This window comes from Desulfotomaculum sp. 1211_IL3151, assembly GCF_036763075.1.
In the GTDB taxonomy this organism is placed as follows: Bacteria; Bacillota; Desulfotomaculia; order Desulfotomaculales; family Desulfotomaculaceae; genus Desulfotomaculum.
The window spans coordinates 1-12,628 of record NZ_JBAIYV010000003.1 but is presented as its reverse complement, the minus strand read 5'-3'; the positions used below and the strand labels follow the sequence as shown (position 1 = coordinate 12,628).

Here is a 12,628-nt window from a genome sequence, read left to right as displayed (position 1 = left end):
TGAACTTGCTTTACAGCTTGTTGCCGCAGCCGCCGCAGAATCTTGTGCCGGGTGGGTTTTCCCCGCCGCAGCCGGGGCACCTGGCGGCGGCCGGCGCAGTCATGGACGTTCCGCAATGGTTGCAGAAGCGCACCCCCTGCGCATTTTTCGCCTTGCATTTGGGGCAGTCCGCCAGCGCCAGCGAAGCACCGCAGTTGTTGCAGAATTTTCCTGTCCCGGCAGGCTTGCCGCAAGCGGGGCAAACGGTCGTCTTGCTTTCCAGCTTTCCCTTCCAAACAGTGGCGCTTTCAGCGGTTTCCTCAATGTTGCGCCGCATGGCGTCGGCGCGGGCCTTTGCCACGGCGATTTCCTGTCGGGGCGCGCATTCGGTGCACAGGCCTTCGTCCTCGTTGTAGCAGGAATCACAGACCCATTTACGGCAGCCGTGACAGCGGTTAAAGTGCTGCTGGGCTTCGTTTTTTGCCCGCTCAAAGGCTTTTTCATGCTCCTTCTGCCATTCGGGACTCATACCTTCAAACCGATCGGACAGAATGTTCCCGCCCTGCTCCAGCGAATACCCGAGGTTTCCCAGGCGGCCGCCGAGCAGACTTCCCAACATGCCCACTCCCTGAGCCAGCCCCCGCAGCCCCCGGCCCTTTTTGTAGGTCTCTGATTCAATGAAGCTGCTTTTGTATCCATCCTCACAAAGGTCGCAGTAAAAGGTAAACTGGAAACCCGCCTCAGTGGAGTTGTCTTCATAATTCCTTGTAAAGGATTGCAGCATGGATTCACCTCATTTCCTGTTTGATTTGATTTTTTTGCCGCAGGCCGTGCATTTTTCGTTTTCGAAGAATTGCCGGGCACCGCAACGGGGATTTCCGCATGAGACCATCAGTGACGCACTGCACTGCTCACATTTTTCCCCCGCAAAGGTGGGGTTGCCGCAGGCGGAGCAGGGGATATACAAAGCCCTGCCGCAACCTGAGCACAAAGGTTGCCCCTTTTTTACAGGCCGCAGGCAGGTGGGGCAGTGATACCCAAAAGGGCTGCTGCTTTGGCAGGAGGGGCAAAACCGTGAATCCGATTCTATGTATGCGCCACAATGGATACAAGGCTGCTTATAGCTTGCCATATCATTCCTCCTGTCCCTGACCACACTCGCCGCAAAAGCGGGTGCCGGGGAACAGCGACGCTCCACACCCAGTACATTTTTGTGCACCCAGCTTTGTGCCGCATTCCTGGCAGAACTTTACGCCCTCTGGGTTCATATTGTTGCAGTCGGGGCAAAGGCGAGCTTCTTCCTCCGCTCTTCGGGTGTGGTCCTTTTCCGCTTTGTCCGCCTGTGCGCTTTGCAGCTTACTCTGCGCCGCCGACAGATTCTGCTGCACCAGACGCAGGCTGTTCTCCACCTCTGGAAACCGGACATGACCCTCCGCCAAAGCCTGTTTTCCAATCTGTGCATAGAGCTCCGTCTCCCGCTTTCGCAGGTCGCTTACCTCCGACTGTGCCAGCATCAGCCTTACATCCGGATCATCCTGGGGCATAAATCCGGAAATCCCCTTCATGAGTCCTCCGAGGCCACCGAACAGATCACTCATCTTTCTTCATCCTTTCCTGATTCAAATTGCGGGGCACCGCAGACGGCGCAAAACGTATCCCCTTTTGATACGTGGGACTTGCATCGGGTACAGATGCGAGGGACACAGTCTGTACACATCATGCGATTCTCGTTGAAGTGTTCGTCGCAAACCCACCGATAACAGCAATTGCATCGGTTGAAGTGCAGCCGTGCGTCCTGTTCTCCCAAATGCAGGGCCTCTTTTGGGGTGTCGCAGACAAGAGGCGGAGTGGTATATCCGCTGCCGCAAATCTCACAGAAAAAGGTCAGGCGAAAACCGGCGCTGTCCCGCACCGTCCGGCATTTTGCCGTAAACAGGGGAAGCCCTCTATCCATCCTCATGATCCGCGCCCTCACCTTCTTTTCCCTGCATCTTCATGCTTTCCAAATCGTCAATAAAGGTGCTGAGCTTTTGCAAATTAAAATAATCAAGTCTGTGGATTGCTTCAATAACTTTATCTCGCAACCACTCCTTTTGCACAAAACCACCCTCTTTCGCATTGGCACAAGACCGTTGACTGAGTTAGATTTGCTTGGTAATATAGAGACGATAATTCCATTTCTTTTCAGGTTCATCATATAGAGAATAACGCCTGCTGTAATCATCACCAAGGTGATTACAGGGCTAAAACAGGGGTGATTTTTGGGGTGATTCGTCAAACCCCTTGGCAATGTTAACCAAAAACGTTTATCCGGCATCGGTACGATAATAAAACAAGCCTTGCAGAAAGGAATCGGTAATCTTATGAACAAGAAAACTATTGCTTGGACAGCGCTTCTTCTGCTCGTTCTGCTGACTGCCTGCGGGCAAACAACCGGGCTTCATCCGAAAAGACCGGTAACGCTTACCCTGTGGCACAATTTCGGAGGACAGATGCAGGCCATGATGGATGAGCATATCGAGGAGTTTAACACCACGATTGGCAAGGAAAAAGGAATTGTGGTCAGCGTTACCTCTATTTCCAGCTCGGCTGCCATTCAGGAGAAGTTGACTATGATTGCAGCGGGTGACCCCGGTGCACCTGAGATGCCGGACATCACCACCTGCTATCCGGCCACAGTCGCCCTGCTCGCAGACAAAGGGCTGCTTGCTCCGATGGACCGATACTTTACCGATGAGGAGCTTGCGGACTATCTGCCTCGGTTTGTGGAGGAAGGCCGACTGCCTGACGGAAAGCTTTATGTGTTTCCCTTTGCCAAGTCCACCGAGGTGCTTTTTCTAAACCAGACCCTGTTCGATCGTTTTTCCACCGCAACCGGGGTGACGGTGAGCAGCCTTGCCACCTTTGAGGGGATTGCCGATGCGGCGGCACAGTACCACCGCTGGACCGATGAGCAGACACCGGATATCCCAAATGACGGAAAAGCCTTTTTTACCGCCGATTCATTTTTCAATCTGGCTCAGGTCGGCATGGAGCAAATGGGAGTTTCCCTCTTTGACGGAGAGAAGCTTAGGCTGGACACGCCGGAATTCGAACGAATCTGGAACACCGTTTTTGAAGCGGCAGTGAAGGGCGGCTACGCCATTTATGACGGCTATTCTTCCGACCTCTCCAAGACGGGCGATATCCTCTGCTCCATGGGTTCGACAGCGGGTATTCTCTTTTATGGCGAGGAGATTACCTACCCAAACAATGTGAAGGAAGCTGTGAAATACACTGTTCTGCCCTATCCAACCTTTGAGGGCGGCAAAAAAATTGCCATCCAGAGAGGTGGCGGTTTAGCGGTGGCCAAATCCTCGCCTGAAAAGGAAGAAGCAGCCGCTTTGTTCCTCAAATGGTTTACCTCTCCAGCGCAGAACATGCGCTTTGTTGCGTCTACCGGCTATCTCCCGGTGACCGGTCGAGCTTTTGCCAATCACATGGAGCGGGAGATCACTCAAAACAATAACCCAAATATTCAAAAGCTGCTGCGCACTGCCACCACCGTTCACGGAGAATATGACTTTTACATACCACCGGTATTTGATGCCTTTAACAGCGTAAGCGGGAGCATAGAGGCCAACTTTTTTACCATAGCAGCACAAAGGCACGAGCAGTATATGGCACACATCACCGCAATTGAGCCCGGCGCCGCATATGAGGAAGCGGCAAGGGGTGCCCTAAAAGAATTTATTGCAAGACAACCGTAAACAGGAGGAGAATGCAGATGCTAAAACGGGGATTCGAGACCCTGGGGCTTTACCGTGAGGCGATACGCCGTGGCGGTCAAAACGGCCTGCCTATGCGTCTGCGGTTGTTTCTTTTTCTGATTTTGTTCCTCAACGCCATCATGCTGGGTGTTTTGCTCATCCTGTTTTCCTCCGGCGTTTTCAAGACCGGATCACTTGAACACAGGCCAGTTCTTGGAAGTGAACTGACACACATTGCACAGGATATCTATAAATCCTTTGGTACTGTTTCGGTACGGGCAACAGACCTTGCTAAAGAACTCTCGGTAGCGTTGGAACGGAATCTGAAAGAACACGGCAGCTCGGCTGCTTCTTTGCAGGAAAGCCCTGATTTGCTGGAGCATCTGCTGGAGGATGAGCTGGGCAGGCTTACCGGCGCTTTGGAGAAGTCGGGCGCCAGCGGCGTTTTTCTTCTGCTGGATGCGACCGTCAATCCTGCGCTGCCCGATGGGGCGGATTCCCGGGCCTGCCTTTACCTGAAAAACATGGAGCCGAATATCGTCAACGGAATGGCGGCGAACCTGCGCTTTGGGGTTGGTCCCATGGCGATTGCAAGGAATCATGGAATCCACCTTCTTCCCCAGTGGCAGATGGAAATGGACGTGGGAGAGTCTCCCGGTTTTATAGAGGTCATGGCTGCCGCAAGGGAACAAAAGCGTCCTCTTTCCCGCCTTTACCGCTGGAGTGAGGCAATGCTTCTGCCGGGTGGTAGCGAGCGGATCATGCTCTGCACCGTGCCACTCGTTGCTTCTGACGGTACGGTGTTTGGCGTGTGCAGCTTTGAGGTAAGCGAGATGCTGTTTAAGCTCTCCCATGCACTGGAATCAGAGGGCTATGACCATTTGTTCTGCCTGCTCTCTCCGCTGGAAGAAAATACGCTGCGTCTGTCCGGTGCGCTCTTTGCCGGCAACTTTTCCGCAGGCCCCGCTGCGCCGGAACACACTCAAATTGAGATATCCTCCGGCTCGGGCGGTTTTTACAGCTACCGGCAGCCGGAAAAGGAGGGCTATGCCGGCCTGCACGAAACAATATCCCTGTATCCGGTTGATTCTGTATATGGGAATGAGCAGTGGGCGGTGGCGCTGATGATGCCCGATAAAGGACTTAATATGCTGATTTCGGGCAGGAACCGCAACCTGATCTTAGGACTTCTGTTACTTATGTTTGTGAACGTTGGTCTTGCATCGTTTATCAGCCACCGATATATACGGCCGGTGGCTGCGGCCTTGGAACACCTGAAGAAACCTGATCCCGCCGCCAAAACCAAAATTCCTGAAATTGACGACCTGATCAAATTTCTCGCGGCTCAGGACGAATTGCCTGTGCCGACAGAAACAAAAGAACTCCCGGCACAGGAGTATTCCACCCTGTATCAGGAGTTTATAAAGAATATCAAATCGCTTTCGGCCGCCGAGACCTCCGTTTTTAATTTATATGTACAGGGGCATACCGCAAAGGAAATTGCCAAGATTCTTTGTCTTTCCATCAATACCATCAAAACCCATAACCGGCGTATCTATATGAAGCTGAACGTTACCTCCCGCAAGGAGCTGATGGTGTATATTCAGATGATGGAGGAGGTAAGCTGTACAAATGCGGAAAACAATTGAACCAAGAGAACTGGAGACCTTGGCATCACGCATCAGGTGGATTATAAGAGAAAGGCAGATTAAGCAGGTAGACTTCGCCAGAGCACTTGGCGTCAGCGCAAATTATGTCTACCTGCTGACCAGCGGCAGGAAAACCTCCATTTCTGAAACGCTGGCACGGCTGATTGAAAGCACCTACGGCTACCCCGCCGAGTGGGTGCTTAGCGGGAAAAGGCAGGGAAAAGACGAGGTGCCATATAGCGATTTAAAGGGTGACATCATCGGGAAGGTGAAACAGATGAATAATGAGGAACTGCGGGCAGTGGCGGCCTTTGTACGCTCTTTGCACGAATCGGATAGGAAATAAGCGAATATAGGAAAGCATGTAAATTGGCATCCTGTGCAGGGGGCTTTTTGAAAAGAGCAGATTGCCACCCAAAATTTCGTCGCCGTAAAATTCCGCTATGGTCATCCGGTTGCCCGCCTCGTCAATGCGTTCAACGCTCACATGCCCGGATAATTAAAAGAGGGCTTTTCTCCATCAAGCCTATATCCTAGGCTACGGTTCAGAAAGAACCCTAAGCAATGCAAAAAAAGCCGACAGCTGACGGCTGACGGCTATTTATCCCAGGTTTTTAACGGTTCCCGGGGCACAAGCACCGGTTGACCAATCTGCAGGGTACCTGATAAGTCGTTTAACTTTGCCAGTTGACCCGCGTAGGCCTCCGTTTTATAAAACTTTTGGGAAATGATCGCAAAGTTATCCCCCTTTTGAATTTGATAGGGCAAAAGCTCATTGCCTATGTTTTTTGGTTCAGGGGTCGCTACCCTGTTTTCAGGAGGAGATGTGTTTTTTGATGGCAATAATTTTTGTTCCTCAATTTGTTTCTTTAAGCTAATATTCTCTTGTTCCAGACGATTAACCTCTGCTGTCTGCTTAAAAAGAAACCAACACATACAGAGATAAATTACAAACAAAAGGCCACCCGCTACTAACTTCCAATCCACGTGGGGGTTGGTTTTAACACGCAGCTCCCTTTCCAGTTGACCCACTGTTTTACCTTCAATGGACCGATTACGAATCGTTCTCAATCCCTTCCCTAGACTTTGCGAATAATTGACGATAAAATGACCCTGTCTGGCTGTGTAGACAGGGTCATTCATGTTCTTAGGCAAACTTGCTAGGATCTTCTAAGAAATAAACTACATAAGCCTTCTCAGGGTCTTGCCTTATTTCTTCCATAATGGAAGGACCCACAGATACTTCACCAATTAGGTTGATATCGGAATGAATGTCAAAATCTTCGTCCTCTTGGGGCTTTAAAACCTCTACCCCAGGGCTGGGGTCTTTGGTTTGAATATTCAAGGCTAGATATTTTTGCTTCGCTTCTTCAGGATTTTCTGCAAAAATAATTCTTGTATTCGTTGGATGCTGCACGGAAAATACCTCCATTACGATTATAATTAGGGTTCCTTCATTAAGTATGGTTATATTTTACTACCGTCCTAATTATTAGTGTACACTTATAAATCGAAACATTCAATAATATCTTTACCAAAACTATATTTTAACTAAATATTTTTAGTATATCCACACATTTTAACCGAAATTCTAAATTATCTTTTTCAAACACTTTAAGTCCTTGGGCCGTATCGTTCTTCTCCAGTGTCTGCACACTATCTACAAAACAAAGGGGAGGAAATAACACACACCACCAATTTTGTCCTTTTCCTTCGCCAATTACAACCCTTACCGCATGATAATCGCCGGCGGGTAAGGTTAAATTACCATAACTTTTGGTAGGAAAATAAAAATCCCCCATGACAACCTCTACTGGGTACTCTTTGCCCTCCCGACGAACCTGTTCCTGAGCAATTCTTTGGATCTCAGCCATGTTTGTTGCTACTATCTTTTCAGCCTCTTGTCGGCTATTGACGACACTAAATCTTTTTTTCATTTCTTCTACGACCACATCTCTAACATGTAGTTTGAGTGTCTGATCTGCAAAGCTATCGCTATTGGCTATCACATGAAATCGAATCAATTCACCGGCAAACTCATGTTGAACATAGGTCCGGTAAGACCAAAATGAAATCATCAGCATCACCACAAAGGCTAAGGTGATATAAACTAATTTATTGAATCTACTCAACAACCATACACCCCACATACACTAATTAACTATCTAAGAGTATGTGAGTTTTTCAAAAATTTTATACATATAAAAAACCACGGCCTTAACCGTGGTATAGTAACAGTCTTCCATGCCGAACGACACTGGCAGGAGATGAAAACTTTGTGTCATCCTTCGCTACCGTTCAGGATGACATGGCTGAAGGCAAAAAAGCCCAAGGCCCACGGCTCATGGCCATGGCCATTTTTCAGAACAATTAATCAATGCTGGTGATTGTTACAGGAACCCTCTAGCTCAATGTAATCTTCAAATTGATCTCTCAGGAACAAATCGACCAAGGGACGCTGGCTGCCGGACACATTCCATTGTACCAACATCCCCGCTTCATCATTTCTTATTATTTTACCCCTTGTCTCCGGTGCAATATCACCCAGTTTTACCTTGGCCTTTACCCATACTTCCCCTCGGCTATTATGCACCGCCAACATTTGGCGCGCCATTTCTAATGTGTGCATTAGACCGTTCATGGTTTCCTCAACCTTGTTCTGGGATAGCATTTCAATTCCCTCGGTACATAGTCTAATGACAGTTTCTAATTTTACCTTCGGAGTTTCTCTTTCCATTTCAAACCTCCTGGCATTTTAATAATGTGGTGGCTTATTTTTAATGGGACATTTTTGACAGTAACAGTTATCGCATTCTTCCTGACAGGAAGTATTACACTTGCACTCTATATCCTCATAAATACACTTCAATTTGGTTCCTTCCCCCCAACCGTCCACTTGACATCCTTGATCTCTTAGAGATGTATTTTTATGATCGCATTCATGCCAGGTAATAGTCGTTTACCATGGTAATCATCTATACTTATTTTTACAGGAACCCGTTGCGTTACCTTCGTAAAAGTATTGCCGGAATTTGTTTGTGGCAGTAAGGAAAAAACAGAATTTGCTGCATTACCTATGGAAATGACTTTACCCTCAAAACGAACGCCGGGAAAGGAATCAATGGTGTATTCTACAACCTGACCAATTTTTATTTTATTTAGTTCATTTTCTTCGATATTGGCTGTTATGTATAGATCATCAAGGTCTGTCATGAGAGCCATGGCAGAACCGGGTGTTGCCATTTCACCAACGTGGGCAATCTTTTTTAGAATTGTCCCAGTGATAGGTGCTTTAATTACAGTTAAATCAAGGTTGGCACCGGGCTGCAGGGTAACATCGGATAGGCGGCCAATAAACCCACCCTGTTCCAACTCTTGGTTTTCCTCAATGGGAAATTCGATAATCTGTCCAGATAACTGCGGACTGACCTTAATAATATTGCCATCTACCCTCGCATCTTCAGTGGACACATAATGGGCATTCTGATACCAGTAATAATAAGAAACCGCTGCCAAGCATACGACCATAGCTGCTAGAACTAGATATATCTTTTTCTTTTTCATGGCTACCTCCGTATCTTATTCGATTGGGCTCGCTATTTATTCAGTACAATCTCGGCAAACATACCGGGTTTCAAAACATTATCGGAGTTATCCAATTGTATTTTTACAGGATAAGCCTTTGTTTGGGGATCAGTTGCCAAGGCAATGTTGTTTATTTTGCCCGAAAATGTTTTCCCCGGAATCGCCGGAACCTTTACCTCAACCGCTTGATCATTTTTTAACTGATTAATTTGGTTTTCGCCCACCGATGCTTTGATCACCACTTGGCTTAGATTGACCAAGGACAATACGGCAGTTTGGGTACCCGCCATTTCGCCCGGGTTAATATTTTTTGCAGTGATAACTCCTGCAAAGGGAGCTTTGATAAACATATCATCGTAGGCGATTTGTTTTCTTTTTAAAGAAGCCTGGGCAGTTTTCAGACCAACTTCAGCCTTTTTGTAGGGACCCTCATATAGATTATCATAATCCGCTTGGGAAATGGCCTGGGAGGCCATCAATTCTTTGCCCCTTTGATATGTCTTTAGGGCTAAATCTGCATCAACCTGGGCCTTTTCAACAAGTGTAACTGCCTCTTCAAATTCTGCGGCCTTGTCTTCCGCCGAAAGGCTAACAAGCAGTTGACCGGCTTTGACTGTGCTGCCAATATCAACATGGACAGCAGCAACTTTGCCAGCTACCTTACTGACCAAATTAGCTGACTGTATCGCTTCAATTTTGCCACTCAAGACCGGTGTGCTTTGTTTTTCTGGTTCCGTATTCTGCTTCGTGGCGGCAGTTTTTTGCGTTTCTCCATTAGGTATCGGCACATCCCCTGAGTTGGCACATCCTGTCTGAAACACCAGCACCATGAATAATAGGGCAGTGACTATATGTTTTTTTGTCAACGAATAAACCTCCATTCGATAATCCTATAGGCCGTGCAAATTAAATTCGCCACCTATAGCCAGCTTCCTTCAGACTAAAATAATTTTTCCTATATATATAAATAAACTTACAGGCAACGTCAAAATTGGTACGAACCGGGCGGTCACAAGTTTACCGATTTCGCTCCGTCCATCAACGGGCCAGGCACCTCGCTTGCCTAAGTTAATGGCTAACAGCTAACGGCTATTTTTCGTGACAAAAAGCTTGCAATAATTATTTAGTTTTGTTATTTTTGTTACAAAGCTAACGCTAACTAGCTAGGAGGAGATGACCTTTGACCACACTAAACTACGCCAGCCCCTTTGAAAGATTAATTGCTAGAATTATTGATAAGGTTGTCATAACAGCGCCAATATATTTGTGGTTTGGCACCCAAGACAATCAAAGAATGATAGAAGCCATTGGTGGTGGTGTTCTTCTGGTTATCATTATCATCCTGAATCTGCTTTGGGATGGCCAAACAGTGGGTAAGAAGGCTATGAAGATTAAAATCGGATCAAACAAAGGAGAAAAATTACATTTTGGACATTACCTGCTAAGGGAATTTTCTTTTACCCTATTTCCTGTCTACCTAATAACCAACACATTTGTGCAAACTACCTGGTTATTTTGGATGCTGACCACAATGGTTTTAGTATTAATGTATGGCCGAGGCATTCATGACTTTTTAGCCCAAACTATCGTCGTTAAGGCCCAGGTAAACAGCGACATTACTCAAAGCTAAAACCCCCTTGCGGGGGTTTTTACATGTATACATCAATAATTAAGCCGGCAATTCGGTCCACCTCGGCCACGGCGTCGATATTATCCTTCTCTTCACCCAGCAGCTTTACAGTAAGTTCTTCCACTTCCCTATTTATTATTTCTACCCGGGTGTAGAAAGTGCTGTAATTGATACTGCGGTCATGACGCAACTTATGGTAATTTTTCAGTACAAAGGTAAGGTAGTCCTTAATACTATCCTTATATTGCCTGACATTTTCTTCGGTGACGGCAGATTTTAAATTATCCCCTGCTACGCTGACTTTATCCAACAGTTCTTGAAGCTGCTTATGGGCATAGTCTTTTTCTTCATTCTCCAGCACCTTAGAAAATACTTGTTTGGCCTTAGATGTTTCTAAGGAACCAGTTGCAGCTCTGCTTTTGTCATTTTGTTTATTGCTAGATATTGCTGATATTTTCACATTTTACCCCCATAAAAAGATAATTGCCCATAATTTCGTTATTAGCAAACCTTTTTCCTTTTTAGCGTAGAAAACATTTTAGAAAATGTATTGTCTCTACCAAAATTAAAGGAAATAATAGTACCAATTAATAAAACATTGGGGCAAAGGATAGTAGTGACAAAAATAACTATTGTATCTTTAGATTTTTTCTGTTAAATTATTTAAAACGCTAACAAAGGAGGGTGACAAATGGCCGAGGTTGTTACAGTTAACACAAGGGAGGATATATTTCCCCAGTACTTAAACACGCCGATTGGTGATTTAATTGAATATCACAACTTTAATAAGCACTTTTTTAATTCAGACAAAAAATATGATCATGCAGAGATTTTAATAGGTATGTGTATGGATAACCGTAAGCGCCTTAATATCCCCGAGAAATTTGCCTACGTAATCCGCACCGGAGCGGGAAATTTACGCACTTCGGAATTTAAAGTATCCTATGCCATTGGTGTCGGTGGTGTAAGAGCCATTGCATTAATCGCCCATAATAACTGTGGCATGGCTAACTTAAAAGCCAAAGAGCAGAAATTTATTGATGGTCTCGTTGAAGTAGGCTGGGATAGAAAAGCCGCAGAAGATCATTTTAATCATTTTGCTCCCATGTATGAAATTTGTAACGAATTAGATTTCGTTCTAGCTGAGGCCAATAGACTCCGCCAAAGATATCCCAAAGTTATCGTTGCACCAATGATGTATCAACTGGAAGACAATCGACTTTATTTATTAAAAGATGACCAACAGGTTTCCCAATCGATTCATCAATCTGCTTAATCTGAACAGGGTAAAATTACCCTGTTCTTTATTTTTTTAACAGCCAGCCAAAGAATTAATCCCCCATAAAAAAGGAATTATAAAACAGGATTCTAAAACTATCTGGGGAGGTAACAAAATGGCTCAAAAACTTAAAGATATGATGACTCAAAATATTGCTACTGTCAGCCCGCAACAATCGATTCAGGAAGCAAGCCAACTTATGAGTCAGCATAATGTAGGCTCCATTCCCGTGGTGGAAAATGGTCGCTGTGTGGGTATTGTGACAGACCGTGACATTGCCCTACGGGCTGTATCCCAGGGACAAAGCCCTTCTTCCACCACTGTGCAAAGTGTTATGACTGCTGAGGTTGTAACTGGCAGTCCGGAAATGGATGTTCACGAAGCTGCCAACCTAATGGCTCAGCGTCAGATACGCCGTCTTCCTGTGGTGGATAATGGTTCAGTAACTGGCATTGTTGCCTTAGGAGACCTGGCTACCCAGAATATTTATCAAAATGAGGCTGGACAAGCGCTGTCCCAGATTTCCGAACCTGCATCTTCCACTTCTATGTAACGTATAAGAAGTAAAGTAAAAGAAGTGTCGCAAAACTATTTTTCAATAGTAGCGGCACTTCTTTTATTCAATTTCACAAATCCATCATTCCCATTTAGTTACTCCCGAACAAAATATTATATTTACTTTATTTCTATTGGTCAAGATGAAATTTTTGGTATTGTATATTTTTACTGGAGTATTTTTATAGTAAAGTGTTATAAT

At 46.0% G+C, this 12,628-nt stretch carries 17 protein-coding genes; 6 read left to right on the top strand and 11 right to left on the bottom strand.

Translation table 11 applies throughout. The features are described from left to right. Positions 1-10 precede the first annotated feature (10 nt). From V6C11_RS00185 to V6C11_RS00170, 4 genes are all read right to left on the bottom strand, one after another. Entirely contained in the window at positions 11-763 is a 753-nt protein-coding gene (locus V6C11_RS00185; protein ID WP_333529069.1) for a zinc ribbon domain-containing protein, read from the bottom strand. 9 nt (positions 764-772) lie between these two features. After that, the gene (locus V6C11_RS00180) at positions 773-1,111 is read right to left on the bottom strand and encodes a double zinc ribbon domain-containing protein (RefSeq protein WP_333529068.1); all 339 of its coding nucleotides are present in this window, start codon (positions 1,109-1,111) and stop codon (positions 773-775) included. Position 1,112: 1 nt separating this feature from the next. After that, complete coding sequence (locus tag V6C11_RS00175) at positions 1,113-1,577, bottom strand: zinc ribbon domain-containing protein (RefSeq protein WP_333529067.1); 465 nt, start codon at positions 1,575-1,577, stop codon at positions 1,113-1,115. 348 nt (positions 1,578-1,925) lie between these two features. Continuing rightward, the gene (locus V6C11_RS00170) at positions 1,926-2,078 is read right to left on the bottom strand and encodes a hypothetical protein (protein WP_333529066.1); all 153 of its coding nucleotides are present in this window, start codon (positions 2,076-2,078) and stop codon (positions 1,926-1,928) included. A 264-nt stretch (positions 2,079-2,342) separates the two neighbouring features. Here V6C11_RS00170 and V6C11_RS00165 point away from each other — a divergent pair, with 264 nt between their 5' ends. Genes V6C11_RS00165 through V6C11_RS00155 form a run of 3 tightly spaced genes read left to right on the top strand, consistent with a single transcriptional unit; the run spans position 2,343 to position 5,723 of the window. Further along, complete coding sequence (locus tag V6C11_RS00165; protein ID WP_333529065.1) at positions 2,343-3,728, top strand: extracellular solute-binding protein; 1,386 nt, start codon at positions 2,343-2,345, stop codon at positions 3,726-3,728. A 17-nt stretch (positions 3,729-3,745) separates the two neighbouring features. Further along, entirely contained in the window at positions 3,746-5,377 is a 1,632-nt protein-coding gene (locus V6C11_RS00160; protein WP_333529064.1) for a LuxR C-terminal-related transcriptional regulator, read from the top strand. After that, a complete protein-coding gene (locus V6C11_RS00155) occupies positions 5,361-5,723 on the top strand; it encodes a helix-turn-helix domain-containing protein (RefSeq protein ID WP_333529063.1) in 363 nt (120 codons plus the stop codon). The genes V6C11_RS00160 and V6C11_RS00155 overlap by 17 nt, the downstream gene beginning before the upstream one ends. A 251-nt stretch (positions 5,724-5,974) precedes the next feature. Here the strand turns inward: V6C11_RS00155 and V6C11_RS00150 are convergent, their stop codons facing one another. The 6 genes from V6C11_RS00150 to V6C11_RS00125 all read right to left on the bottom strand — a co-directional run bounded on the left by V6C11_RS00150 (position 5,975) and on the right by V6C11_RS00125 (position 9,828). Next, positions 5,975-6,532: a LysM peptidoglycan-binding domain-containing protein gene (locus V6C11_RS00150; protein ID WP_333529062.1), complete on the bottom strand. Its 558-nt coding sequence runs from the start codon at positions 6,530-6,532 to the stop codon at positions 5,975-5,977. Continuing rightward, entirely contained in the window at positions 6,525-6,794 is a 270-nt protein-coding gene (locus V6C11_RS00145) for a hypothetical protein (RefSeq protein WP_333529061.1), read from the bottom strand. Before V6C11_RS00145 ends, V6C11_RS00150 begins: the two co-directional genes overlap by 8 nt. A gap of 130 nt (positions 6,795-6,924) precedes the next feature. Next, positions 6,925-7,461, bottom strand: a complete 537-nt coding sequence (spoIIR, locus tag V6C11_RS00140) for a stage II sporulation protein R (protein ID WP_442886010.1) — start codon at positions 7,459-7,461, stop codon at positions 6,925-6,927. A gap of 290 nt (positions 7,462-7,751) precedes the next feature. Then, on the bottom strand, positions 7,752-8,114 hold the full coding sequence (locus V6C11_RS00135; RefSeq protein ID WP_333529059.1) for a hypothetical protein: 363 nt from the start codon (positions 8,112-8,114) through the stop codon (positions 7,752-7,754). A 176-nt stretch (positions 8,115-8,290) separates the two neighbouring features. After that, positions 8,291-8,941 (bottom strand): HlyD family secretion protein, encoded by a 651-nt coding sequence (locus V6C11_RS00130; RefSeq protein WP_333529058.1) that lies wholly within the window; start codon positions 8,939-8,941, stop codon positions 8,291-8,293. A gap of 32 nt (positions 8,942-8,973) precedes the next feature. Beyond that, positions 8,974-9,828 (bottom strand): efflux RND transporter periplasmic adaptor subunit, encoded by an 855-nt coding sequence (locus V6C11_RS00125; protein ID WP_333529057.1) that lies wholly within the window; start codon positions 9,826-9,828, stop codon positions 8,974-8,976. Positions 9,829-10,142: 314 nt separating this feature from the next. On the opposite strand from V6C11_RS00125, the gene V6C11_RS00120 reads away from it, so the two are divergent. Continuing rightward, positions 10,143-10,592 (top strand): RDD family protein, encoded by a 450-nt coding sequence (locus V6C11_RS00120; RefSeq protein WP_333529056.1) that lies wholly within the window; start codon positions 10,143-10,145, stop codon positions 10,590-10,592. A 19-nt stretch (positions 10,593-10,611) separates the two neighbouring features. Here V6C11_RS00120 and V6C11_RS00115 read toward each other — a convergent pair whose 3' ends face one another. Further along, positions 10,612-11,052 (bottom strand): YaaR family protein, encoded by a 441-nt coding sequence (locus V6C11_RS00115; RefSeq protein WP_333529055.1) that lies wholly within the window; start codon positions 11,050-11,052, stop codon positions 10,612-10,614. Positions 11,053-11,283: 231 nt separating this feature from the next. On the opposite strand from V6C11_RS00115, the gene V6C11_RS00110 reads away from it, so the two are divergent. Both V6C11_RS00110 and V6C11_RS00105 read left to right on the top strand, forming a co-directional pair. Next, on the top strand, positions 11,284-11,868 hold the full coding sequence (locus V6C11_RS00110; RefSeq protein ID WP_333529054.1) for a carbonic anhydrase: 585 nt from the start codon (positions 11,284-11,286) through the stop codon (positions 11,866-11,868). 118 nt (positions 11,869-11,986) lie between these two features. Then, positions 11,987-12,424 (top strand): CBS domain-containing protein, encoded by a 438-nt coding sequence (locus V6C11_RS00105; protein ID WP_333529053.1) that lies wholly within the window; start codon positions 11,987-11,989, stop codon positions 12,422-12,424. Positions 12,425-12,628 lie beyond the last annotated feature (204 nt).